Origin of the sequence: Vibrio sp. Y2-5, from assembly GCF_014596725.1 — a bacterium.
GTDB lineage: Bacteria > Pseudomonadota > Gammaproteobacteria > Enterobacterales > Vibrionaceae > Vibrio.
On record NZ_JACVEG010000002.1, the window covers coordinates 434,152 to 458,352 of the forward strand.

Below are 24,201 nucleotides of genomic sequence, written 5' to 3' on the forward strand. Positions count from 1 at the left end.
TGGAACAATATGGAGATATGCAAAGGATTTTTGCGTTATGGACACGAATAAGCTTATTACCTTGTTGCCAGAGATGGCGATTTTTGTCGTAGTGATTGAAGAGGGAAGCTTTTCAAAAGCCGCAGAAAGGCTAGGCGTGGCACCATCTTCGGTGAGTCGTTCTATTGCTAAATTGGAGAGTTCTCTCAACAAAAAGCTGCTTGAACGCACGACTCGCAATATGCGTTTAAGTACTTCAGGAGAGCAGATTCACAGTTTGTGTGTCGACATGCTCAAATCTGCGCGCTTAGCAACCGATGCTGCCTATTCCTCACAGGATGACGTCTCTGGAGAAATTCGAATCGCGGCTCCAAGGGCCTTTTCCAGCCAAGTTCTTTCGCCCATCATTTTGGATTTTCTTCAGCAATACCCGAAAGTAACGGTGCACTTTATTGTCGAAGACCATTTCATTGACCCTGTCGGGCATGAAGTGGATATGATCATCCACATTACAGAAAAGCCTGTAGAAGGCTTGGTTGCTAAAGTGTTAGGTTCAAACCGTTTGGTTTTGTGTGCTAGTACAGAGTATTTAAACGAATATGGTTACCCGTCTGAACCGGAAGAGTTGGTAGATTATCAATGTATTCGTTTGGGTGAGTCCGTCTTTGACCGTAAGTGGGAGTTTCGTAAAGACCAAGAAATCCGCAGTGTGACGGTAGATGGTCGATTGGCGGTCAATCATACCCATATTCGTAAAGATGCAGTACTTCGAGGAATGGGGATTTCGATATTTCCTCAGTTCTCAATCGCTAAACTAGTTCAGTCTGGGGCAGTGGTAGAACTGTTTCCTGAGTGGGAAATACTCAGTCGCTATCAAGGACAAATTGTGGCGCAATACCCACAGTCCCGATTCATTCCAAATCAGTTAAAAGTGTTGGTTGATTATCTTCAGCACAGGCTAAGTACCTAAAAAGCCTATAGCTGTGTACTTTACCGCCTAGGTTAAGTGCTAGAATGGTTTCTTTTATCAAAGATGTATTTCTAATGAGTAGTGAACACTTTAAAGGTAAATACGAAGTTGAGTTGAAGTTCAGAATTGCGTCGAAAATGGGGTTTCTTGAAACGCTCAAGTACCTTCCTCATGAAGTCATGCTTGAAGACAACAGCGAGAGAGACTGGTATTTCGATACGCCTGACAATACGCTCCAAGCCCAGAACAAAAGCTTATGTATTCGTACTATGGAGCCGTCAGGTATCAAGTTATGGATAGTCAAAGGCCCTGAAGCAGACCGATGTGAAGCGACCAATATAACCGATGCCGACAACGCGAAGAGCATGCTACAAAATCTAGGTTATCGTGTCAGCTTGAAGGCGATGAAGACGCGCAGCATTTACTTTGTGGGCGATTTTCACATTACTGTCGATTCATTGGACGGTATTGGTGACTTCGCTGAATTTGCCATCATGACGGATGATAAAAGCAAGCTCGAAACCTACCGTGGTGAACTGCTGAACTTAGCCAGTCAGTTTGGGCTTACCGAAAGCGACTTGGAGTTCAAGTCTTACAAGCAAATGTTTGTAGCTAAGTCTGTAAACCCTTCGACATAGCGATCAAAGAATCTGACGAATATCAGAAGAAATATTGCTGATTAACTCTCTGGCGCTGTCATCACGTAGTTGCACCAGATAGATAAACAGCAGGTCAGTAATCACGTTTTGGGCGCTTCTCGATGCAATAGCAGAGCTTCGGTTCTCCACCTCATCTGCAATGGTATCAAAGGTGATATCTGCTATCTGACGTAGGCGACTTTTATTCGGTGAGCTCAGCGCTATTACTGTCGCGCCTTGTTCTTTAGCTGCTTCTGCTGCGACCAATATTTCTTTGCGCTCCCCAGAAAAAGAGATAGCTATCTGCACATCTTTTTCAGTCAGGGTTCGAGCAACCGCAATTTGAACATGGCTGTCTTGTTCGGTTATCGCTGTGATCCCCAATTTTAAAAGCTTATAGCCGAGATCTTTCGCCGTCAGTGCCGATCCACCAATACCGACAATTTGAACGGTGCGAGCATCACTCAGCCACTGTACTGCCTGATTACAAGCATCAAAAGAGAGGGCATTTGTGGTTTGAAACATCGCATCGGTTTTGGCTTTGATCAGCTTCTGAGCAATCACTGCAAGAGGGTCATCGGCAAATATTCCGCTGTGCAGTGGTGTTGATGAGATTGCCTGCTTACGACCAATGTCTTCAGATAGTGCTAGCTTAAATTCACTGTATCCTTTGAAACCTAAGCGCTGAGTGAATTTAACGATCGTTGATTGGCTCACTTGTGCTTCTTGAGCCAGTTCTTGGCTTGTCATATATGCAGCTTTTGCGGCATTTTCAACAATCCAATCTGCAACCTGACGACCACTTTGAGAAAGCTGACTGCGTTTAGCGATGATTTTATTGCTTACGGACATAACATAAACTCAATTATTTTGAATAAATTATTCCAAGTCAGAAATAATACTGCTTGATGATATCTTTATGTTTTTATGTAAATATTTTCTGCAACAATAACAATTAAGCATTGTTCTGACAGCCATTATTCCACAGTTTCAGAGGCTAAAGAATAACCTTAACTGTGATTTTTGTCACCTTAAAGGAATATTTTATTCCATAGAATCGCCGTCAGATAAACCTAGTGAGTAATACTGAATGAAAATTGATTTAAGTCGTTTGACCACTGAAAGCCGTAATCCAGCAAGCGCCGAGATTGATACCCTTTCAACCACAGAAATGTTGAAAGTGATCAACCAAGAAGACCAAAAAGTTGCGTTGGCAGTAGAAGCTGTGCTTCCTCAGATTGCTCAAGCTGTAGATGCGATTGCAGCAGCATTTGCCCAAGGCGGCAGACTGATCTACATGGGCGCGGGCACTTCAGGACGCTTGGGTATTTTGGATGCCAGTGAATGCCCTCCCACTTATGGCACGTCTCCAGATATGGTCGTCGGTCTGATTGCTGGCGGTCATCAAGCGATTCTGAAAGCGGTAGAAAACGCAGAAGACAACCGAGATTTGGCACAAAGTGATTTAAAAGCGCTGAACTTAACCAATAAAGATGTGGTGGTTGGTATCGCTGCAAGTGGGCGTACGCCTTATGTATTGGGTGGTTTAGAGTACGCGACACAAGTTGGAGCCACCACGGTATCTGTGGCGTGTAACCCTGTGTGTGCAATGGCAGACGCGGCGCAAATTGCAATTCTTCCGATTGTTGGTGCGGAAGTGGTGACAGGTTCGTCTCGCATGAAGGCGGGCACAGCGCAAAAGCTGGTACTGAATATGCTGACAACGGGCGCGATGATTCGCAGCGGTAAAGTGTTTGGCAACCTTATGGTGGATGTTGAAGCCACCAACGCCAAACTCATTCAACGCCAAACCAACATTGTGGTGGAAGCGACAGGCGCATCGAGTGAAGAAGCAGAACTAGCACTCAACGAATGTGGTCGTCACTGTAAAACCGCCATTCTAATGATTCTTTCAGGGCTGGATGCCGAACAGGCAGCCGCCAAACTTCAGCAGCACAAGGGTTTTATTCGCGCTGCACTTAACGATAAATAATCTTCTCTGCTAATTAAGGACTCTTTTATGGCAAAGATTACCGAAACAATGATATCGCAGATCCTCTCTGCGGTGGGTGGCAGCAGTAATGTCAGCAAATGCGGCAACTGTATGACCCGTCTTCGTTTGACTCTGGCAAATAATTCTGTTGCTGAGCAAGCTGCGATTAAACAAATTCCGGGCGTACTTGGTGTGGTGGAAAGTGATGAGCAGTTCCAAATCATCCTTGGCCCTGGGAAAGCACAACAAGCGGCTGATTTAATGAATCAGTTGATCGACAGTTTAACTGGTGGCGATGAGGCTCCGGCCAACCAAGACCTTTCCTCTATCGCCGCAGAGCAGAAGAAACAAGTTAAAAGTAAACAAACCAGTTCAGTGCAACGTTTTCTCAGCAAATTTGCGACTATTTTTACTCCACTGATCCCCGGCTTCATTGCGGCTGGTTTGCTACTAGGTTTTGCGACTCTACTTGAGCAAATCTTCGTTATAGGGCAAGAGCCTAGCCTGTTTATGGTCGACTTGATTGCCTATATGAAGGTGTTTGGTAAAGGTCTGTTTGCTTTCCTAAGTATTCTTATTGGCTACAACGCTCAACAAGCATTCGGTGGTTCAGGCGTGAATGGTGCCATTCTCGCTTCACTATTTGTGCTCGGTTATAACCCAGAAGCGACTTCTGGCATTTACTCGGGAATGAGTGAATTCTTCGGCTACACCATCGACCCACGCGGCAATATCATCGGTGTTCTTCTTGCTGCGATTATTGGTGCGCAGGTTGAACGCAGAGTTCGTCGTTATATGCCTGATGATTTGGATATGATCCTAACTTCTGTGGTGACTCTGCTTATCATGGGTGTGGTGACTTATGTGGTGATCATGCCAATTGGTGGTGAGCTATTTAAAGGAATGTCTTGGTTGTTCCTTAACCTTAATGACAACCCACTTGGCGCTGCAATCTTGGCGGGTCTGTTCCTGATATCAGTTGTGTTTGGTATTCACCAAGGCTTTGTTCCTGTCTATTTCGCACTGATGGAAGCACAAGGTTTTAACTCTCTGTTCCCAATTCTAGCAATGGCGGGTGGCGGTCAGGTTGGTGCAGCACTGGCTCTTTATGTCAAAGCGAAGAAAGAAGCGGTACTACGCACTCAGATTAAAGGCGCCATTATTCCGGGTATCTTGGGTATCGGTGAACCATTGATTTACGGTGTGACACTGCCTCGAGTGAAACCATTTGTCACCGCATGTATTGGTGGTGCGGCTGGTGGCTTCTTCATTGGTTTGGTCTCTTATTTAGGATTACCTGTTGGTTTAAACACTGTATTTGGTCCATCCGGTATTGTCGCGATTCCTCTGATGACCTCTCATCACGGCATATTCACAGGCATGATGGTGTTCGTAACTGGTTTGGTTATCTCTTACATTGTCGGCTTCCTGAGCACTTACTTCTTCGGTAGCAAAGACATCGATTTAAGCTGATTCATTCACCCCTATAGGAATGAAATGGCGACGCCTTTGAGAAATCAGAGGCGTTTTTTTAATTAACCATCATCAACCGACGGTTTTACACTGTAAACGTGGTTAATAGTTACGATAAAAAAGAAGCGGCCGAAGCCGCTTCTATCTATTTGAATGTCCCGCTTGAGCGGAGAATTAATGGTCTAGGTATAGGTAGTTTTGCCAGCTCTTCATGCGGATAAGCACTTTACGCATGATAGACACATGCTCAAAGCTATCGGAATACACCGCGATTTCGGCGCTTGAACCTAGTGGTAGATGGTATTCACTCATATCATCAGTGAGTCTCAGTTTAACCATCACTCGGCCTTGGGTATTGATTGACTGAGTACCTAACAGAGAACCTCTCGCCTGTACTTGGCCTTCAGCAATTGCTGGGATGATATCAACCACTTCGCCTTTGAACACTTTACCCGGAATCGATCTAAATACGAATTCAGCTTCGAAACCCGATTTCAAACGCTGCATGGAGTTTTGACGGAAAGCTCCATAGAAATAAACATCTTCTGAGTGCACGAACGTCATTACTGGAGCTAAAGGTAGCGGTACAGCCATCATACCCGGACGTAGCGCCAGTTGAGTAACAAAGCCATCAGTAGGAGCGGTTACAACAGTTTGCTCTAAGTTGAATTGTGCTTGGACCAGTTCTGCTTGAACACGAGCAACGGTTGTGTTTTCACCGTTAATCTCAGACTCATACGCTAGGCGAGCAGACTCCTGACTGGCTTGAGCCGCTTCTAGAGCTGCTTGAGCACCTTTGTAGGCCTGCTTGGTTGTATCAACTTGTTGTGCGGTAAATGCACCACGTTTAAAGCCTTTTTCATAGCGTTGATACTCTCTTTTCGCTTTGTCGCGAGCCGCTTCTGCTTCAGTGGTATTTGATACCGCTTCTTTATAAACCGACTCTAACTGCAGGACTTGTTGTTGTGCTTCTGCAACCGCAGCTTCTTTACGTATTACTTCAGCTTGGAACGGAGTAGGGTCAATTTTGAACAATACATCGCCTCTCTTGAGAGGCTGGTTTGGAATCACGTCAACTTCAATAACCTTGCCGCGAACACCCGATACGATAGGTGTTGTGCTATAGGCTTGACCACCGATAGCAGTAAATGGGTGGTTATAGTTCATAAGAAGAATCAGAGTACCAATAAGTACCACGCCACCTAATACGGCCGTTGGCACTGACCACTTGTTCAGAGGAATTTTGAATACTTTAAAAATGGCAATACAAATAGCGGTGTAAGTCAGAATAAGTAACAAATCCATTATTTTTGCTCCTCTTCTTTAGATGTCTCAGAAGCTTCTGGAGCTTGGCTTTGACTTAGTTTTGCGATTTCACTTTTTAGCATGGCTACTTGTTGGGTCAATTCGTCGACACGCACATGGATATCATGCGTTTCTTCTTGAAGCTTATGGAATCCCCAGCCGCGATCTTCACGCCATAGTGTTGCCCAAATCCATAAGAACGGCCACAAAATGTGAAGAGTAAACAGGCTAACCCAGCCTGCCACGTGAATGGCATCTTGGTGAGGGTGATTGCGCTCTTTGGCGATTTCGTACGGAATGTCATGGATGACGATGATGCCGTAGAAAATCACCAAACTCACAAATACCAACATACCTAGGGCAAAATAATCTAAAAACATAGAGTGGTCCTATATAAATTGAATACTTATAGTCGTGAATAACAAACTTCTTACCACGTAAAATCACAGCCAAATGAATAATGCACAGTTGGTGACTCAGAAAAGTCACATAGCTATGAGAAAACCGTGGATGAGCACTGTTTTCGCCTATTAAAGCGTAGTACGTTTTTCTTTTATGCCGTAGCAAGTATTCTACTTGCGAATTAACTCAGTTGCATACTTCTATTTGCATCTAAGTTACTGCTAACTATCTGTTGAGTGTGAAATTATTCGAATTTAGGTGATATATCGATATAAAACATAGTCACATTACGCTAAGAATAAAGATTCTTAGCTAATTTGAAAAACTACTCTGAACAGACTTGGTTTCGCCCATTCGCTTTTGCTCGATACAAGGCTTTATCTGCACGATAGAAGGTTCTTTGTGTGTTTTCACCTTCTTTGCTTAATGTAATTCCAATGCTAACAGTTAATCCTCGTTCACCTAAGATATCCTGCCAGTGGTATTTGAAGATGCGTTCACGGAACTCTTCGGCAGCGGCCTGTGCTTGCTCTAAAGTCATGTTTTCAAGAATGACCAAGAACTCTTCACCGCCATAGCGAACACATGAAGCATGCGGGAAACTAAAGTGCTCTGCCAATTCACTTGAGACACTGACTATTGCTTTGTCACCGACAAGATGACTAAGTTCATCATTGATGGATTTAAAGTGGTCGATATCCACCACCAAGAAAGCAAACGGAGTTTCGTTGTGGAGAAGCTCTTTGAGCTTTCCGTCCAGCCAACGGCGGTTATGCAGTTTAGTGAGAGGATCGGTGAAGACGTCTTGTTGCAGACGCGCAACCGTATTTTTGTGTTGTTCTGTGGTCTCTTTCAGCTCTTGGTTCTCAAGTTCTGACACGATCAATTTTAATTGGAGTTCAAATCGTGATAAACGGCGCAATTGCGTTGCCCCTAATTCAGCGATTGGAATTTTTTGTATTAGATCTGACTCAATATTAAACGCTTCACGCTCATAACGTAACGCTTCTTTATAGAGACCTTGACGTTCGAATATGCGACTGAAGGTTTTATATAAACCTTTTTCTAGCACCGGAGAAGGGAACCGTTTCAGACGCTTTTCTGTGGCAAATAACAGCATATTGGACAGTTCGGGTTTGCCCAATTCTAGAAAACATTTTGCGCGCTCAACCCGAACCATATTGGCAAGCCAGTATGAATGAATATTGCCCGGAGAAAACTGGACCATCGACAAAGTGCGGAGTGCTTGCTCTATCTCACCTTGGTGACGATATATCTTGGCTTCGTACAAGATGGTTTGCCCGGCAAGAATTTTGTCGCTGACAAGAATACTGAGCTCTTCACACTCTTTAACCAGTTCATCGGCTTCACCAAATCGACCGAGGTTCACATAGCAGGCAAGCATGTAAAGTTTGTATCGTAGCCTCAGAGAGCGACTACTGATAGCGTGATCAAGGCTATCGATTTTGAGGTAGTAACTCATTGCCCTGCGGTGATCACCATAAGCGTCACACAAATTGCCCATACCCAGAATCGCAAGTACATAGTCGTCGATGTAACGGTACTCGACGGCCAACCCCGAAGAAGAAATGTGTTCTTGCAGCGCTTCGGCGTAATCGCCATTTTCAATCAGAAGCTCCGCAAGACTGTTTTTAACCGACAGAATAAGTTCTGCGTTCTCGGAATCTAACAAGTTGAGTGCAGATCTTAGCTCACTGATACTGTTTTCGATTTGGCGCATTTCAGCATGGAACTCTGCGCTAACAATAAAACAGATCGCTTTTTCTTCATTGGTGGAAGCAATCGTTCTACGAACTTTATTCCAGAAGACAATGGCCTCTTGGCCGTTTACCGATGTCGCGTCTAGCCCAGCTTCTTGAACTTTATTGAGTAGTGCTTCCATTAACTATTCCTCCCAGCTCATGCTTTCAAGCAGTTCGAGGGTAAATGGGAAGCTGACGATAGTATGAAGAGTCGCATCAGGAAGAGGCCCATGCAATTTTCTGCGCTCCCAAGGATAAATTTCAATCATCTTTTCTAGTACTTCAAACATATGTTGTGCTGCTTCACCACGTTCGTTGACCAGGAGTCCCAGATAATTGGTGCTTAACCTTGAAAGGAGATCTTTAGAACTACAAAGTGCATGAACGAGTTCAGTACAGACATCCAAAAACAGAGGATTGATATGGTGGATAGAAATAACAGAGTAGGAGGAGTTCATCAAATCAACTTTGTGCAGCACCATCTGTTCCCACCAGTAATTCTCTGGAACGACATTCGACAGATGTTTCTCTGTGTGGAAATCATGTTGGTTTCGAATTCGATTGAGGAGTTTTATCGCTCGCTGATCGAGTTGTCGTTTTGATGTTCGGGCTTTATCTGAGCCAAGTCTCATCGTCTGCTCATGCAGCATTTGTAACGAGTACTTACGATACTTTTTAAATGCTTCCAGAGCTGTTTGGTCATCGCCGCTCTCTTCTGCAACGAGAGATTGTTGATAGCAAATTTGCGACAGCAGCTCACCATTATCGAAGTTACGTGCGGTTTCTTCTGCAGAGATAAGCAACTGTGCAGCTTGAGCTAAATTTTTTCTCAGTAACTCGATTCTTGCCCGGCTGATGTAAGAGTGGGCTTTCATCCAAGATAAGTTATGAGCGACGGCTAACTTGTGTGCCTTTTGTGTTGCTAACTGAGCATCTTCGATGCGTTCTAGCCCTAAAAGGGCTAATCCTCGGAAATCCCAAACTTCTGCCTGCCATGTTTTATCATGATGGCCAATAAGAGCTTCGTCAGCACCATCAAGAACAGTGAGCATATCGACGTATTGCTCAAGCAAGTACAGATCCCATGCCCATAAGATGCGGGCTTTTCCTTCCAACCATGAAATATCGACGTTATGTGCCACTTTGGCTGCAAGCTGGTGGGTTGCACACGCTTGATCATATTGCTTTGTAATACGCCAAATATTGCCTATTCCAATCAGGCTTTCTATCAACACTTCAATTTCGTCGACCAATGCCGATTGCTCTAAAGCGTTAATCCAAAATTGTTGGGCAGTATAGTATTTGGCCTGTCCCCAGTATTGGAGGGCGTGAATATGGAGGATCTCAGGAAGAAACTCATCAGTGTCGAGGCTATTTTGATATTGATATGCTTCTTTGATGTACTTTAAGCCTCGGCGGTAGTCCATTTCACACCAGGCGCAGCGAGACATAATAATCAGAGCTAGGATAATGCCATCGTGAAACATGGATTGTTTGGCTTGAGTAAGGGCATTTTCTGCGACAGCCAATACTTCCGCAGGCTCAGACTCGATGCGGAGTTTAAGCTGTTTAAGGTCTGATAATAAAAGGTATTGGCTTTGATCCAAATCCATTACTTCCTAGCTGTACGACTCACATGACATCTTTCAATGTGTTGCCACTTGTGCGTGATGAGTCGTTTGAGTATCGATGCCATTTAGCACTAATTACGCGGCAGAACGGAAATGTTTATGATTTTGCTCATGTATAAATTTGTGCTTCCTCACACTCCGCGGCTAATCACTTAGGACAAAAGCTCTTTTAAGGTCAAAGGTTTCTGAGTTAATCCTAGGTTTTGTGCGGCAGTATTTCCATGTTTATCTTGATAGCATAGATTGTGCCAAGCTCGGTAAATATCAAGTAACGGCTGAAGACCGCCCGGACGTAATTTGCGTCTTGGTTCGTTGATGAAAGACTCAAACAGTAATTGAAAACGTTGTTGATAAAACTCAGTCTGTTTTATCGAAGCCTTTTGCAACCAAGCTTCTGGTTGTGGATTGGCACCAGCAAGGTAGCAGATACCTTTAGAGCCATTATCTTGATGTGCAATTGCCCATCGATCTCTCCACCACCCCATAAGAACGATATCAACTTTGTCAAAAGATTGCGTGTCTTGCCAGTTTGCATCCTCTTCTACATACATTAAGTCAACGTTTTGACGGCGAATTCTCGATAGGCAAACGCTTAAAGCTGCCGAGCGAAGAATTGGATCCTGAGGCATGAATATCGATACGTGTTTGTTTATATCGCACATGTCCAACACATGTAGGTAATGTGCGTATGAGGTGTAAGGTGGGCGAATCAAAGCCCCTTTTGACGGGTAGTTAAAAGTGGAAAGATTCCCCATTGGGTCTTCAACATTACCGCGAGCTAGTATGGTTTGATATTGCTGGTCAATACGCTCTCTCAAAATAGGTGATGGCTCTGGTTGCGGTGAATTCGCTTCCGAAGAGTGCTCTCGTGAAACGAAACGGGCAGGATACTCATACGGGTTGTGATCTAGCGATCCTACCGGCTCTTCTTTTGCCGAATAGTTGACATGTTGGCACAGTATATAGCCTGTGTTCGCATCTCCTGTCGCAATCCAGAGTACGCCATTATTACTTTTAGGTTGTAATGACATGTAGTGAGAGGAGAACTGAAAACTGCTGGCGTGGTTAACCCAACGCGCATCGATCATTGCGAGTTTTCTGCGACAGCGACTGGCGATATGTTCAATATGATCATAAAAGGTTTTCGGGTTGATGCTCAGTTTGCGGCAGATTTCTCTAACCGAATAACCCATGAAAAGTAACCCGAACAAGGATTCTTGGAACAAGAGTTTTTTGTTCGCACCAGACCATTTATCAACAAAAGTAGAGTGACAAGATTTGCAGCGATATCGCTGACGATCGCCACTGTAGCCGAAGGCATGATAGAGATGTTTGTGTGTATGGACAGAAAGCCCAGAGTTTTCGCAGTCAAGATTACGACAGGCAGGCAAGCCGTCGCTGTGAAGCTGACGTAACCGAACCAGTTCGTTGAGAACTTCTTTATTGTTAAGTAAGGGGGGGAAAGCACCGCACTCACGACAAACCATCGTTGGACGCTTAGGATTTGCGCGCTGCAAAACATACCGTTCTGCATCACTCAAACCAAAGTTGTCACACGCCAATGTTTTACAAAAGTTGAGCTGCAAGCCATCAGCGTCCGCAGGTAATTGGTCGGTCGACACGATCTCCCCCTCGGTAATTTTTGGGATTGCCAAGCGCGCTACTTGGCAACCCTAGAGTAAATTTCGAATTACATGGTAATTGCAGTTTCAAGCGCCACTTGCATCATTTCATGGAAAGATTTTTGACGTTCTTCCGCACTGAGTTTTTCACCACGTAGAATGTGATCAGAAACGGTTAGGATGGTCAGAGCGCGAGCGCCCAGATCCGCTGCTACACCGTAGATACCTGCTGCTTCCATATCAACACCTAGGATGCCCAGTTTTTTCATCTTCTCGAAAATTTCTGGCTCAGGAGTGTAGAACAGGTCTGCAGAGAAAATGTTACCTACTTTAACCGATACGTTTTGAGCTCGAGCTTGAGCAACCGCTGCTTCTAGTAGATCGAAATCAGCAATGGCCGCGAAGTCATGGTTACTAAAGCGGATACGGTTAACTTTAGAGTCAGTAGATGCGCCCATACCGATAACAACGTCCATCAGTTTAACGTCGTCACGTACAGCACCACAGCTACCGACACGAATTACGTTTTTCACACCGTATTCAGCAATCAATTCGTGAACGTAGATACAGCATGACGGAATACCCATACCGTGACCCATAACAGAAACTTTTTTGCCTTTATAGGTACCGGTGTAACCGAACATATTACGTACGTCACACACTTGTTTCACATCTTCAAGGTAAGTATCCGCGATAAATTTTGCACGAAGCGGGTCACCAGGCATCAGTACTGTTTCAGCGAAATCACCAGGTTGTGCGTTAATGTGTGGGGTTGCCATAATTGTTCTCCAAAAATGTTCAGCCAATTAAACAGTATTGTATGTCAAATTACTAATTCTGTTGACTGAGGATTTGTCTGTTGAGGCAATGTTAGTGAGTAATAACTGGGTTTCTTGCGATTTTGGTCACAAAAAAAGCGAGCGTGGTGCATTGATTGATGGTTGATAACCAAAAATGTTGAAACTGATAGAGCAATCGATACAGGAAAACGTTGGCTTTATTTGTACGAATTTTAAAATTGTATAACTAGTTTCAAATGTGCTATAAATTATACAAAGTTTTCTTTTGTATAATTGTTAATGTTCATTTGAGAAGTAGAGGGTGCGATATGGCTGATTCACCGATTTTGTTGGGCATTAGTGCTTGTGTTCTTGGACAGAACGTTCGTTTTGATTCCGGTCATAAAGCCAGTCAATTTGTTAACAAAGAACTCGCGCCTTATTTCGAATTTGTTCCCGTGTGCCCTGAAGTAGGGATGGGGTTGCCTGTGCCGCGCCCACCAATACGCTTAATCTCCAATGAAGAACGTATTTCTCTGGTTGAAACCAAAGATCCAACCAAAGACCATACTGCGGGTTTGCTGCAATATTCTGAGCAGAAAATAAACCAACTGATGGATATGCATTTGTGCGGTTACATTGTCTGTGCGAAGTCGCCTTCTTGTGGCATGGAAAAAGTTAAAGTGTACAAAGCCCACGAAGCGGAAAAGAGTGGCGTTGGGCTTTATACACAAGTGTTGATGGAAAAAATGCCTTGGCTTCCAGTAGAAGAAGACGGAAGGCTCAATGATGCGGTATTAAAGGAAAACTTTATTACGCGTGTTTATTGTCTGCATGATTTCTATCAGACTCTGGGCAAAGAACCTACAGCCGGTAAAGTCGTGTCATTCCACTCTCGCTATAAGCTTACGTTGATGGCTCATCACCCGATGTCTTATCGTGAGTTGGGAAGGTTAGTGGCAAATGTGGCAAACTACGCACCCGAAGAATTTATTGAGTCATACCGTTTGGGTTTGATGCAAGCTTTGAAAATCAGAGCCAGCAGAAAGAATCACACTAATGTGTTGATGCATCTTCAGGGCTATTTTAAACGCTCGCTCGATAAGTCTCAGAAAAAAGAACTCTCAGAAGTGATTCATGACTACAGAAAGGGTATGTTGCCGCTGCTCGCACCCATTACCCTGATTAAGCATTATTTGACGTTATATCCAGATTCATACCTGATGCAGCAGCGCTATCTGGACCCATATCCACAGGAGTTAAAGTTACGCTATGGCTTATGAACAAAAGCTATACGCTATTCGCGAAGTAGCAGAATTAACCGGAGTTAAGCCTGTAACACTAAGGGCTTGGCAACGCAGATACAATTTGGTTCAGCCGCAAAGAACGGAAAAAGGCCATCGTTTATTTAACCAAGAAAATATCGATAGCATTAAAGAGATTCAAGGATGGCTGGCGAAAGGTGTATCCATAGGCAAAGTCAGTGAGTTACTGAAAGGTGGCGTTGTTACTGATGATTTACAGGCGGAGAGTCATGTACAACTTGAAGAGTGTGAGCAATTACTTACAGCACTCTCTCAACTTAACCGAGGTAAGTCCGAAAACATCATCGCTACGGTGATGAAAGAGTATCCATTGGACATCGTTGAGAGCCAGTTTGCGTTTCCGGTGATTGATGCCTTAGAGCGAGTGAAAGGCCCTTTGCGCTCTCTACAAAAAGGTCTGTTTCAATCTCTGATGATCAGTAAGCTTTCATCGATTCTGGAAGCAGAAAATAAAGCGGCTCATAAGGGTAAATGCTTATGTGTCAGTTATGATCCGGTTGGCAGTTTGCTCGCTTGGCTTTGGGCGGTTACATGGTCTGAGAAGGGCTACAATGTGACGTTTCTTGATGGTGTCGATGATGTCTCAGGGTTGGTGGGTAGTGAAGCCGTAGAAGCATACAGTGCACTGGCATTGTTCTCACATAAATCACTGGCAGACGCTCAGATGACTGCGATTGGTAAGTTGCGTAAGCAATTTAACGATCAGTGCTATCTGTCTGATGTGCTGCAAACACTCAATGGACTGGATTAGTGAAACTTGTTTGGTTACGTCGAGATTTAAGAGCCGTTGATAATACGGCCCTTAATTGTGCAATTGCGAGCGGGGACCCTGTCACCGCTGTCTTTATCGCCACACCTGAGCAATGGCATCAACACCATATGGCTCCTCGCCAGGCAGATCTTATCTATCGTCGTCTAAGTGCGCTTCAACAAGAGCTTAAAGCGCTTAATATTCCTTTGCTATATAAGGAAGTGAGTGATTTTGAGCAATCGGCAAACAGCATTGTTGAGATAGCGAAGCTGTGTGAAGCGAGCGAAGTCTTCGTCAATCAAGATTACGAAGTGAATGAGCAGGCGCGAGATAAACAAGCTCAATCCGCATTAGCGCAACAAGGTATAGGATGGCAGTCGTATCACGACAAATGCATCATTCCAGCTGGAAGCTTGCTCAATAAACAAGGCCAATATTTCAAAGTTTTCACACCTTTTAAAAAAGCGTGGCTCTCTGTTGCTGGCGTACCCATCATTTCTGCTACTCAAAGGGCTGTAAAAGTTACGTTAGCGAAAGCAGTGCAACCTTTGGTTTGGAACCAACAGCAGTTATTCAGCTATCCAAGAGAAAACAGTTCTGGCTGGGAAGCCGATTTTGAACCGATTCGAGCTCAATTGAGATCATTCTGCCAAGAGCGTATGGACAGTTACCATGAACAACGAGATTTCCCTGCCATAGCGGGCACCAGCAGTTTGTCTCCTTATTTAGCAATAGGTGCGTTGTCGGCAAGGCAATGTATGGCAAGGCTTTACGCTAAATCTAAAATGGACTTTTTGTCTCAAGGCGCTCAAACATGGCTGAGTGAACTGATTTGGCGCGAGTTTTATCAGCACTTACTTACTTTTGAGCCTAAGTTGTGCAAAGGAAAAGACTTCCTGTTCTGGGGACGTTATGTGAAATGGTGGCAGGAGCATGACCATTTTGAACGTTGGTGTCGGGGAGAAACGGGCTACCCCATTGTGGATGCGGCAATGAGACAGTTGAATCAAACGGGGTGGATGCATAACCGCTTACGAATGATAGTTGCAAGCTTTCTGACCAAAGACCTGCATATCGACTGGCGTTGGGGCGAACGCTATTTTATGAGCAAGCTTATTGATGGTGACTACGCCGCAAACAATGGCGGCTGGCAGTGGTGTGCATCAACGGGGTGTGATGGTCAGCCGTATTTTCGAATCTTCAATCCTATTACTCAAAGTGAGAAATTTGACAGCAGCGGAGCATTCATTCGTCACTGGATTCCGGAGTTGAGTTCGGTACCCGACAAATATATTCACGCCCCGTGGTTGTGGGCGGGTGTAAACTCGGTGTTATATCCTTCGCCAATAGTTGATCATAAAGCGGAAAGAGAAGTAACCTTAGACATGTATAAGCAGGCAAGGGATAAAGAGATACATGTTGCGTAAGTTATTGGTCATTGGTTGCATAGTGGCGTCCAGTTTTATGACAAAGGTGTTAGCAGCCACTTATGACTTTCCGATGGAAGGAAGCAGCATGGTGGGAAATGCCCAATACCATGTGGTTGAAAAAGGCGAGACCTTAGCGCAAATCGCCAAGCAGTATGACATTGGTTTTCTAGGCTTGATGGCTGCGAATAAAGGTGTTGACCCTTTCCTTCCGCAAGAAGGTTATGTACTTACGATACCGTCGCAAATCATTTTGCCTATGGTGCCTTATGAAGGCATTGTGGTGAATCTTGCTGAGCTGCGTCTTTACTACTTCAAACCTGAAGAGAAAAAGGTACATATTTTCCCAGTAGGTATCGGTCGAATCGGTCGTGATACGCCTGAGATGGAAACCAAGATCAGCCAGAAACGACCAAATCCAACGTGGACGCCTCCGGACTCTATTCGAAAAGAGTATCTGCAAAAAGGCGTAGAACTGCCAAAAGTTGTCCCTTCAGGTCCAGAGAACCCATTAGGTGAATACGCTCTTCGCCTTGCATTTGGTGATGGTGACTACCTGATCCATGGTACCAATAAAGATTTTGGCATTGGTTTACGTGTGAGCTCTGGTTGTATTCGTATGGAACCGAAAGACATCGAGTGGTTGTTTCACCAAGTTGAGCGGGGCGAAAAAGTTCGCATCATTGACGAACCAGTCAAAGTGGCATTGGAACCAGACAGAAGCGTTTTTGTTGAAGCGCATGAACCACTGACTCGCAGCGACGGCAGCAAGAAAGATCTCGTTTTGCCAGTAGAGCTAAAATGGTGGCTGGATGAGTTTGATAAGTCAGAAGTGAAAGCAAAAGCGGTGATACTGGCACAAAATGGCGTTCCCGTTGAAGTGGTTGCGCCAGAATTTGATTAAACTGAGTTCCGTTTAATTAGTGAATTTTGAATACGAAAAAGCCGCCTGACGAGGCGGCTTTTTGATCTGCGTAGAACCAGTATGTGGACGCCGTGTTAAGCGACTTGCCACTGAATAGCTTCACCTGCGCGAATTGGAACCACGGTTTCACCGCCAAAAGGCATGCTTGCAGGAACTTCCCAAGACGCTTTAGTTAGAGTCACTGTGTCTGTGTTGCGTGGAACACCGTAGAAGTCTGGGCCATTATGGCTCGCGAATGCTTCAAGATTCTCAAGCTTGCCTTCTTGCTCGAACACTTCTGCATAAAGTTCCAGTGCAGCGTGAGCCGTGTATGAACCCGCACAACCACAAGCGGCTTCTTTCTTGCCTTTCGCGTGAGGTGCTGAGTCTGTTCCAAGGAAAAACTTCTTATTGCCAGACGTTGCTGCCGCAACGAGCGCATGTTGGTGTGTTGCTCGTTTTAAAATTGGCAGACAGAACAGGTGAGGGCGAATACCGCCAACCAACATGTGGTTGCGGTTAAACAGCAAGTGGTGAGCGGTAATGGTTGCTGCCACGTTGTCTGAAGCGTTTTTTACAAAGTTAACCGCTTCTGTGGTTGTAATGTGTTCTAAAACGATTTTAAGGTTCGGGAAATCATTCACGATTGGCGCAAGAACCGTTTCTAAGAAGGTCTTTTCACGGTCAAAAATGTCGACTTCGTGAGTGGTCACTTCGCCGTGAACCAGCAGCAACATGCCTTCTTCTTGCATTGCTTGCAGAACTGGGTAAATGTTTTTCGCGTTAGTCACGCCTGAGTCAGAGTTCGTCGTTGCACCTGCTGGGTAAAGTTTTGCTGCAACAACGGCGCCAGACGCTTTCGCTTGGCGAATATCTTCTGCTGAGGTGTTATCGGTTAAGTACAAAGACATCAAAGGTTGGAAGGTCGAGCTTGGATTCTGCGCCATGATGCGATCACGGTAAGCAAGCGCCATTTCAGTATTGGTTACTGGTGGGACGGTGTTTGGCATAATAAGCGCGCGTCCGTTGTAACGGCTGATGTCACGTACAGTATCTGCGAGAACTTCGCCATCGCGAAGGTGAACGTGCCAGTCGTCGGGACGAGTGATCGTAAGTGTTGTCATGAATAGCTCCCACCATGAAGTCATTGGAATGATTGGAGCCTAAAAAGAAAATTTGCGTCACGCAAACGCTTCCGTTTAGGCGACAGGATGATAGAGTAAATGGCTTCTCATTTCATCTTTTAATTTGTCTGTTCTGTTAGTCTGGAACAATTTTTCGTGGCTAATTGATTGAAACAATAGCGTATTTGTGTCATTCATAGCCCTGTTCTCTTTTCACTGAAAGCAATACGTCTCGGTGGCTCGGGAATCTATTTTTAACCATACGTAAGGATGTGTGTCATGTCGTCAGCGGTGCTTTCTCAAATCAATGTGTATCCAGTGAAATCGGTGGGTGGACTTTCTTTATCTACTGCATGGGTTGAGAAACAAGGGTTGATGTTTGACCGACGATTTATGTTGGCACTCGCTGACGGCAGTATGGTGACAGCCCGTAAATACCCGCAAATGGTCAAAATTCGATCTACCCTAACGCCAGATGGCCTGATTTTTAGCGCGCAGGGAAAATCGCCACTTACCATTCGTTATGCTGATTTTAAAATGCAGGAATCACCAGCAACAGTTTGGGATGACAGCTTTATTGCGTACACCACAACAGATGAAGCTGACGACTGGTTCAGTGAGATTATGGGGCAGCGTGTTGAGCTGTTGTTCACTGGTCAACAGTCCAATCGTGTACGTGAGAAGTTCGGTCATAACGTCAGCTTTGCGGATGGTTATCCGCTACTGATTATTAGCCAAGGTTCGCTGGATGAGCTAAACCGTCGCAGCCCTGAACGTCACTGCATGGATCAATTTAGAACCAACCTTGTTGTTTCTGGCACCGAACCTTTTGCGGAAGATAGTTGGAAGCGCATCCGTATTGGTGAGGTGGAATTTGAGGCTCTGAAGCCTTGTGAACGTTGTATTATGACGACGGTGGATATCAAAAAAGGCCAATACCGCCCAACCAAAGAACCACTGCGTACTCTTTCCCAGTTTCGTGCCAACGAGCGCGGAGGCGTATTCTTCGGTCAAAATCTTGTTGCCAGAAATGAAGGCATGATTCATGCGGGAGATAAGATTGAAGTTATTGAATACAAAGAGAAAGAGCACTACCCAGATTTAGGTCAGAGCCACTACCTGATGACGTGTGTAGAGCGTGAAGAAATCGCCCGCGATTTTGTGACTTTCTGGCTGGAGCCACAACATGGCGTGTTGCCAAATTACCAGCCCGGTCAGCATTTACCGATTGAAATTGTCGTCGATGGTGAAAATGTTGGTCGTTTTTACACTATGTCATCAAGTCCGTCTCGTCCGGGACGGCTGGCGATTTCTGTTAAGCGTGTCGATGGCGGCCGTGTCTCTAACTGGTTGCTTGATAACCTTCAGGTTGGGGATACATTAACTACCCAAACACCCGATGGCAGCTTTCATTTATCCTCTGAGCATCACAATCAGCCGTTGTTACTGCTTTCTGCGGGAAGTGGCGTGACGCCTATGCTGTCTATGCTACGTTATCTGGCAGATAACAAGCAGATGCGTGATGTAGTGTTCTATCATCAATGTCGCTCTGTTGAAGACATTCCATGTCGTGAAGAGCTAGAGCAATTAGAGCTTGCCCATCCTGAACTGAAAGTGTTTATTTCGCTCTCTCAACCACCGGTTGACTGGTTTGGTTTGAAAGGTCGTTTGTCCCTGTCACACATCAAGCAAGTGAAAGATGTCGCTACACGCCAAGTGTTTGTGTGTGGTCCAGATGGATTTATGCAAAAAGCCAAGAATTTGCTACTTAAGCAAGGTGTGGCTGAAAATGCTTACCACCAAGAAGCGTTTGGCGTCGCGCAGCAAACCGTCAGAGAATTTAAAACCTTGCAGTTAAGTGTTAACGGCAATCTGTTTGAAGGAAATAACCAAAGCACCCTGTTAGAGCAAGCTGAAGCGGCGGGTTTTCCTATTGCCAACAGTTGCCGCGCTGGATTTTGCGGTGCGTGTAAGGTGAAGGTTGAATCGGGTAAAGTCCATCAGCCTGATGTTCCAGCATTGCAAGAACATGAACGTAATATGGGTATGGCTTTAGCTTGTTGCTGTGTACCAGAAACGGATATTGAAGTGGTGAACTAGGCGCTATTCACCGCCCTATAAAAAACAGCCAACTATTATTAGCTGGCTGTTTTTTATTTTCTTTTAAAGTGATTTGCCAAGCACTAATTGGCACATTTGTTCAAACTGTGCGGTATTGCCTGAAAACAGTTCATCAATCACCAGCTGTGTTTTTATTCCAGACAGTTTGCGCTTCATGGCTTCTCTTACGAGTAAAGCAACATGATGTTCTTTGTTAATGGCTCCCTGCTGATTCGGCTGCCAGCGAGCAAACTGTTGGCTTAAGCTATTTTCTACAAGCTTTGGCTCAAGTTTTTTGACTTCATCTTTGAGTACTTGTAACAAATGCGGGTACACTTCGTCACCTGCATTTGTCGACTGTATGCGGCTTAGCAGTGCCGAACTCAATTCTGTTAGTGTGATGAATCCAGATTGATGAGGGAATTCATCTCGTAGACGAACTGAAAAATCAACCCGAGTGATGTGAGTATTTGGCAAAAAGGTGAGGGAGCATAAGCATTCGATAGGGATCCAAATCGCTTGTCCTGCTTCAATGGCGTACTCTTGTTTGCCCAATTTGAATAGAGCAAGACCATTGTTAACCTTGACTAAACTATGCTTTGTTGCGCGCTTACGCGGTGTGACTTCCAGATATGGAAATAAGCAGGTTTCAGATTGAATAGCGTAGTTCATACAAGGCCTCATAAAATTAAGGGCGCTAAGATTAACGTTTATCCACTCAAAAGCCAAATATCGAGTTGTGGATCACTTAGCCGCGGCCTAACCGCGATGCCTATCAGTTAGGAAATAGAAGGAATACAGACAGAAACTTATTTTTGATTTTCTGGTCTGACCTTACAATTTATGTGCTTATGATAGCTGCGAGCTCTTGCGAGTGCGCGTAGAATAGGCCAGTTTTTTATTTGATGTACGAGAATATGACTTCAACCACCGACCCGTATCAAGAGATTCGTCCCTATAATGACGATGAAATTCCTGCAGCCATCGAACGTTTAATTAATGATGAAGAATTTATCACAGCGATTCTCGATCATCGTTTTGAGCGTCAACCTTCATGGCTAAAAACGATGATGGGCCCATTCGTAAAAGCTTACCTTAAGTTTAAGTGGGCAAAGCTGACTTCGGTTGATGCCATTCAGCTAGAAGTAAAAAAGTATTTAGAAAAAACGTTGGAACACACCACCAAGGGTGTGACTTACAGTGGCTTGAACAAACTAGATAAGAATACAGCTTACCTGTTTGTGTCTAATCACCGTGATATCGCGATGGATCCTGCGTTGGTTAACTACGGTTTGTATGAGTCAGGGCACCGTACAGTTCGTATCGCTATTGGCGATAACTTGCTGAAGAAGCCTTGTGCAACAGAACTGATGCGATTGAACAAAAGCTTTATCGTTAAGCGTTCGGCGAAAGCGCCACGTGAAATGATGAAAGCTCTGGGTACTTTGTCTGGTTATATTAAGCACTCTTTGGATACAGGGCATTCAATTTGGATTGCTCAAAAAGAAGGTCGTGCGAAAGACGGTAACGACTTTACCGATCCTGCGATCCTTAAAATGTTTAACGTCGAAGGCCGCAAACAGAAAGTTGAGTTTTCTGAGTACATTAAGTCGCTAAGAATTGTGCCTGTTTCAATTTCCTATGAGAACGACCCTTGTGATATTGCCAAAGCTCGCGAGCTTTATGAAAAAGCGACCCATGGTAAATACGAAAAAGGCGAATTTGAAGACATCGAAAGTATCATTCAGGGCATCATCGGTGACAAAGGCCGAGTTCATGTCGCTTTTGGTGAGGTGATCACTGAGACTTACGAAACGCCGGAAGAGCTTGCACAAGAAATTGACCGTCAAATCCACGCTAACTACAAGTTGTACCCAATTAACTTGTTAGCGGCTGGACGTGAAGATGCAGACATTACACCTGCGGTAAAAGCGAAATTGGAGCAAAAACTGTCTCAGCTTCCACTGAATGCACATCAGTATCTGCTTGATAGCTACGCAAACCCAGTGCGTAATCAATAACGTTCAGAGATTAGAGATGTAAAAAGAGAAGCTTTAAAGCTTCTCTTTTTTTACTTAATCTTCATGTAGTTAAAGATTGTTACAGCGCGAGTTTAAGGATCTCTACTACATCATCAGGGGTTATGTCACCGTGTTCCCCAAGGGCTAGCATGCCGTGTTCGATGAGTTTTTGCTTCACAGCGAGAATGGCTGTTTCATCCAGTTCGTATGCTGAAAGAGTGGTTGGGTTGCCCATCATAGTGAAGAACTCTTCGGTCTTCTGAATCGCAAGTTCGATTTGCTCATCTTCACTGCCTGAAGTGATGTTCAGAACTCGGTTTGCGTACTGGAGCAGTTTGCCTTTCTTCTGTTCTTTTTTGTAACGCCATAGTGAAGGCATGACAATCGCCAGTGTTTGCGCGTGGTCTAAACCGTATAAAGCTGTCAGCTCATGACCAATAGCGTGAGTAGCCCAATCTGAAGGGACACCATTTTTCAATGTGCCGTTGAGAGCCATTGTCGCTGTCCACATCAGGTTCGCACGCACGTCATAATCGTTTGGCTTTTCTAGAGCGACAGGCCCATCTTCCTGAATGTTCAGCAGTAGGCTTTCAGCAAAGCGGTCAGACACTTTCGCGTTCACAGGGTAAGTCATGTACTGTTCCATAATGTGAACGAAACTATCCACAGCACCATTTGCGATTTGACGAGCAGGAAGCGAGTAAGTCGTTTCTGGGTCAAGAATCGAGAATACAGGGAGAACAAAATCAGAGCCGAAGGAAAGCTTATCTTGAGTAGCTGCACGAGTAATCACACTATTGCGATTCATCTCTGAACCTGTTGCCGGAAGAGTGAGTACGCAACCCAATGGCAGTGCTTCCTTCACACAATTTCCGCCGCTAGTGATGATGTCCCAGTAGTCACCGTCATAACAAGCGCCAGCAGCAATCAACTTACTTCCATCAATCACGGATCCACCACCCACAGCAAGAATGAAGTCTATCTTTTCTTGCTTAGCAAGTTCGACTGCTTTAATCAGTGTTTCATAATGAGGATTTGGCTCAATGCCGCTGAATTCAAATACAGTGAAGTCTTTCAATGCATCAATAACTTGGTCATAAACGCCATTTTTTTTAATGCTACCGCCACCGTAGGTGATCAGAATACGGCTGTTGGGTGCAATTTCTTGCTTAAGAGTCGCAATTTGACCTTTGCCGAAGTGGACTCTGGTTGGGTTGAAGTAAGTAAAATTATTCATTTTTATCACTCATAGAACGTTTTAGTTGAAGCTATTTTACGGCTAGCCAAAGTGTGTGTGGAGTCAATTATACTCATTGAAACAAGTTTATAGGATATTTTAGTCAGAATTTTATTGATGATTTTTAGAGGGGCGATAAGCAACGAAACTGAGTAGTAGCAAGGGGTGGGAGATAATTATCAAGAGGAATATATGGTTGGCGAAATAAACATATTAAAAATATATGAAAATATATCTGTCTATTTAGAGCACAAGGTGTATAGTAGCTGCAGCTCTTAAGCATGAGCTATTAATGAAACATTAAGTACAAGTCTCTTCTCAGTTCTCTTGCGATTTTCTCGTCATATTCCTGCGATAACTTTTCTTCATATTCCATAAAGTAGTTTTTGTTTACGACTTTTAATTAATTTTATCGAGGTATATATATGTCTAACCAAACAACTGGTTCTGTAAAGTGGTTCAACGAAACTAAAGGCTTCGGCTTTATCACTCCTGATAACGGCGGTGCTGATGTATTCGTTCACTTTAACGCTATCGCTGCTGAAGGCTTTAAAACGTTAAACGAAGGTCAAAAAGTTAGCTTCGTAATTGAGAAAGGCAACAAAGGCCCTCAAGCTGCTAACGTATCACCACTATAAGTTTTAAAGTAGGAGGTGTCGCCATCACCTCCTATTTCTTTCCCCAGCTCCCTTCCCTAAATTTTCCACTATCTAAAGTATTTTATGACTAGAAGAACAAGTCGCCAGCTTTACTGGTA

General features: G+C 44.4%; 21 protein-coding genes. 11 read left to right on the forward strand and 10 right to left on the reverse strand.

The features are described 5' to 3' along the window. Positions 1–37 precede the first annotated feature (37 nt). Together HUO09_RS07035 and cyaB are read left to right on the forward strand one after the other, a co-directional pair. Entirely contained in the window at positions 38–949 is a 912-nt protein-coding gene (locus HUO09_RS07035; protein ID WP_188233470.1) for a LysR family transcriptional regulator, read from the forward strand. A 74-nt stretch (positions 950–1,023) separates the two neighbouring features. After that, a complete protein-coding gene (gene cyaB, locus HUO09_RS07040) occupies positions 1,024–1,587 on the forward strand; it encodes a class IV adenylate cyclase (protein ID WP_188233471.1) in 564 nt (187 codons plus the stop codon). Positions 1,588–1,590: 3 nt separating this feature from the next. Here the strand turns inward: cyaB and HUO09_RS07045 are convergent, their stop codons facing one another. Next, positions 1,591–2,439, reverse strand: a complete 849-nt coding sequence (locus HUO09_RS07045) for a MurR/RpiR family transcriptional regulator (RefSeq protein ID WP_167412148.1) — start codon at positions 2,437–2,439, stop codon at positions 1,591–1,593. A 238-nt stretch (positions 2,440–2,677) separates the two neighbouring features. Between HUO09_RS07045 and murQ the strand changes: the two genes are divergently transcribed. Both murQ and murP read left to right on the forward strand, forming a co-directional pair. Next, a complete protein-coding gene (gene murQ / locus HUO09_RS07050) occupies positions 2,678–3,580 on the forward strand; it encodes an N-acetylmuramic acid 6-phosphate etherase (protein WP_188233472.1) in 903 nt (300 codons plus the stop codon). 27 nt (positions 3,581–3,607) lie between these two features. Further along, a complete protein-coding gene (gene murP / locus HUO09_RS07055) occupies positions 3,608–5,053 on the forward strand; it encodes a PTS N-acetylmuramic acid transporter subunit IIBC (protein ID WP_167412150.1) in 1,446 nt (481 codons plus the stop codon). Between the two features lie 174 nt (positions 5,054–5,227). Here the strand turns inward: murP and HUO09_RS07060 are convergent, their stop codons facing one another. The 6 genes from HUO09_RS07060 to deoD form a co-directional block, all read right to left on the reverse strand. After that, the gene (locus HUO09_RS07060) at positions 5,228–6,358 is read right to left on the reverse strand and encodes an HlyD family secretion protein (protein ID WP_167412151.1); all 1,131 of its coding nucleotides are present in this window, start codon (positions 6,356–6,358) and stop codon (positions 5,228–5,230) included. Then, the gene (locus tag HUO09_RS07065) at positions 6,358–6,738 is read right to left on the reverse strand and encodes a DUF3302 domain-containing protein (protein ID WP_167412152.1); all 381 of its coding nucleotides are present in this window, start codon (positions 6,736–6,738) and stop codon (positions 6,358–6,360) included. The genes HUO09_RS07060 and HUO09_RS07065 overlap by 1 nt, the downstream gene beginning before the upstream one ends. 347 nt (positions 6,739–7,085) lie before the next feature. Then, entirely contained in the window at positions 7,086–8,663 is a 1,578-nt protein-coding gene (locus tag HUO09_RS07070) for a GGDEF domain-containing protein (RefSeq protein ID WP_188233473.1), read from the reverse strand. A gap of 3 nt (positions 8,664–8,666) precedes the next feature. Further along, positions 8,667–10,130 (reverse strand): hypothetical protein, encoded by a 1,464-nt coding sequence (locus tag HUO09_RS07075; protein ID WP_188233783.1) that lies wholly within the window; start codon positions 10,128–10,130, stop codon positions 8,667–8,669. Between the two features lie 176 nt (positions 10,131–10,306). Then, positions 10,307–11,776 carry an IS1 family transposase gene (locus tag HUO09_RS07080; protein ID WP_188233474.1) on the reverse strand — a complete coding sequence of 490 codons (1,470 nt, stop codon included), beginning with the start codon at positions 11,774–11,776 and terminating at the stop codon, positions 10,307–10,309. 68 nt (positions 11,777–11,844) lie between these two features. After that, a complete protein-coding gene (gene deoD / locus HUO09_RS07085; protein ID WP_042479622.1) occupies positions 11,845–12,555 on the reverse strand; it encodes a purine-nucleoside phosphorylase in 711 nt (236 codons plus the stop codon). Positions 12,556–12,884: 329 nt separating this feature from the next. On the opposite strand from deoD, the gene HUO09_RS07090 reads away from it, so the two are divergent. Genes HUO09_RS07090 through HUO09_RS07105 form a run of 4 tightly spaced genes read left to right on the forward strand, consistent with a single transcriptional unit; the run spans position 12,885 to position 16,962 of the window. Beyond that, complete coding sequence (locus tag HUO09_RS07090; RefSeq protein ID WP_167413717.1) at positions 12,885–13,838, forward strand: DUF523 and DUF1722 domain-containing protein; 954 nt, start codon at positions 12,885–12,887, stop codon at positions 13,836–13,838. After that, on the forward strand, positions 13,828–14,631 hold the full coding sequence (locus HUO09_RS07095; protein ID WP_188233475.1) for a MerR family transcriptional regulator: 804 nt from the start codon (positions 13,828–13,830) through the stop codon (positions 14,629–14,631). The genes HUO09_RS07090 and HUO09_RS07095 overlap by 11 nt, the downstream gene beginning before the upstream one ends. After that, entirely contained in the window at positions 14,631–16,058 is a 1,428-nt protein-coding gene (gene phrB, locus HUO09_RS07100) for a deoxyribodipyrimidine photo-lyase (RefSeq protein WP_188233476.1), read from the forward strand. Before HUO09_RS07095 ends, phrB begins: the two co-directional genes overlap by 1 nt. Beyond that, positions 16,048–16,962 carry a L,D-transpeptidase family protein gene (locus HUO09_RS07105; RefSeq protein ID WP_188233477.1) on the forward strand — a complete coding sequence of 305 codons (915 nt, stop codon included), beginning with the start codon at positions 16,048–16,050 and terminating at the stop codon, positions 16,960–16,962. The genes phrB and HUO09_RS07105 overlap by 11 nt, the downstream gene beginning before the upstream one ends. Before the next feature lie 95 nt (positions 16,963–17,057). Here the strand turns inward: HUO09_RS07105 and pyrC are convergent, their stop codons facing one another. Continuing rightward, complete coding sequence (gene pyrC / locus HUO09_RS07110; protein WP_188233478.1) at positions 17,058–18,086, reverse strand: dihydroorotase; 1,029 nt, start codon at positions 18,084–18,086, stop codon at positions 17,058–17,060. Positions 18,087–18,365: 279 nt separating this feature from the next. On the opposite strand from pyrC, the gene HUO09_RS07115 reads away from it, so the two are divergent. Continuing rightward, a complete protein-coding gene (locus HUO09_RS07115) occupies positions 18,366–20,186 on the forward strand; it encodes a hybrid-cluster NAD(P)-dependent oxidoreductase (protein ID WP_188233479.1) in 1,821 nt (606 codons plus the stop codon). Positions 20,187–20,249: 63 nt separating this feature from the next. Here the strand turns inward: HUO09_RS07115 and HUO09_RS07120 are convergent, their stop codons facing one another. Then, entirely contained in the window at positions 20,250–20,858 is a 609-nt protein-coding gene (locus tag HUO09_RS07120) for an AraC family transcriptional regulator (protein ID WP_188233480.1), read from the reverse strand. 245 nt (positions 20,859–21,103) lie between these two features. Here HUO09_RS07120 and HUO09_RS07125 point away from each other — a divergent pair, with 245 nt between their 5' ends. Beyond that, positions 21,104–22,207, forward strand: coding sequence for a 1-acyl-sn-glycerol-3-phosphate acyltransferase (locus HUO09_RS07125; RefSeq protein WP_167410196.1), 1,104 nt, complete (start codon positions 21,104–21,106; stop codon positions 22,205–22,207). Positions 22,208–22,286: 79 nt separating this feature from the next. Here the strand turns inward: HUO09_RS07125 and HUO09_RS07130 are convergent, their stop codons facing one another. Further along, positions 22,287–23,444, reverse strand: a complete 1,158-nt coding sequence (locus HUO09_RS07130; RefSeq protein WP_188233481.1) for an iron-containing alcohol dehydrogenase — start codon at positions 23,442–23,444, stop codon at positions 22,287–22,289. A gap of 425 nt (positions 23,445–23,869) precedes the next feature. Between HUO09_RS07130 and HUO09_RS07135 the strand changes: the two genes are divergently transcribed. Beyond that, positions 23,870–24,082, forward strand: coding sequence for a cold-shock protein (locus HUO09_RS07135; RefSeq protein WP_042479407.1), 213 nt, complete (start codon positions 23,870–23,872; stop codon positions 24,080–24,082). Positions 24,083–24,201: the final 119 nt, after the last annotated feature.

Excerpts from the sequence above, each read along its gene's own strand:
- murQ (WP_188233472.1), top strand. The coding sequence starts at position 2,678 with ATGAAAATTGATTTAAGTCGTTTGACCACTGAAAGCCGTAATCCAGCA.
- HUO09_RS07060 (WP_167412151.1), bottom strand. The coding sequence starts at position 6,358 with ATGGATTTGTTACTTATTCTGACTTACACCGCTATTTGTATTGCCATT.
- HUO09_RS07105 (WP_188233477.1), top strand. The coding sequence starts at position 16,048 with ATGTTGCGTAAGTTATTGGTCATTGGTTGCATAGTGGCGTCCAGTTTT.
- HUO09_RS07120 (WP_188233480.1), bottom strand. The coding sequence starts at position 20,858 with ATGAACTACGCTATTCAATCTGAAACCTGCTTATTTCCATATCTGGAA.
- HUO09_RS07130 (WP_188233481.1), bottom strand. The coding sequence starts at position 23,444 with ATGAATAATTTTACTTACTTCAACCCAACCAGAGTCCACTTCGGCAAA.
- HUO09_RS07045 (WP_167412148.1), bottom strand. The coding sequence starts at position 2,439 with ATGTCCGTAAGCAATAAAATCATCGCTAAACGCAGTCAGCTTTCTCAA.
- HUO09_RS07070 (WP_188233473.1), bottom strand. The coding sequence starts at position 8,663 with ATGGAAGCACTACTCAATAAAGTTCAAGAAGCTGGGCTAGACGCGACA.
- deoD (WP_042479622.1), bottom strand. The coding sequence starts at position 12,555 with ATGGCAACCCCACACATTAACGCACAACCTGGTGATTTCGCTGAAACA.
- HUO09_RS07135 (WP_042479407.1), top strand. The coding sequence starts at position 23,870 with ATGTCTAACCAAACAACTGGTTCTGTAAAGTGGTTCAACGAAACTAAA.
- pyrC (WP_188233478.1), bottom strand. The coding sequence starts at position 18,086 with ATGACAACACTTACGATCACTCGTCCCGACGACTGGCACGTTCACCTT.
- HUO09_RS07095 (WP_188233475.1), top strand. The coding sequence starts at position 13,828 with ATGGCTTATGAACAAAAGCTATACGCTATTCGCGAAGTAGCAGAATTA.
- murP (WP_167412150.1), top strand. The coding sequence starts at position 3,608 with ATGGCAAAGATTACCGAAACAATGATATCGCAGATCCTCTCTGCGGTG.
- cyaB (WP_188233471.1), top strand. The coding sequence starts at position 1,024 with ATGAGTAGTGAACACTTTAAAGGTAAATACGAAGTTGAGTTGAAGTTC.
- HUO09_RS07065 (WP_167412152.1), bottom strand. The coding sequence starts at position 6,738 with ATGTTTTTAGATTATTTTGCCCTAGGTATGTTGGTATTTGTGAGTTTG.
- HUO09_RS07125 (WP_167410196.1), top strand. The coding sequence starts at position 21,104 with ATGACTTCAACCACCGACCCGTATCAAGAGATTCGTCCCTATAATGAC.
- HUO09_RS07090 (WP_167413717.1), top strand. The coding sequence starts at position 12,885 with ATGGCTGATTCACCGATTTTGTTGGGCATTAGTGCTTGTGTTCTTGGA.
- HUO09_RS07035 (WP_188233470.1), top strand. The coding sequence starts at position 38 with ATGGACACGAATAAGCTTATTACCTTGTTGCCAGAGATGGCGATTTTT.
- HUO09_RS07115 (WP_188233479.1), top strand. The coding sequence starts at position 18,366 with ATGTCGTCAGCGGTGCTTTCTCAAATCAATGTGTATCCAGTGAAATCG.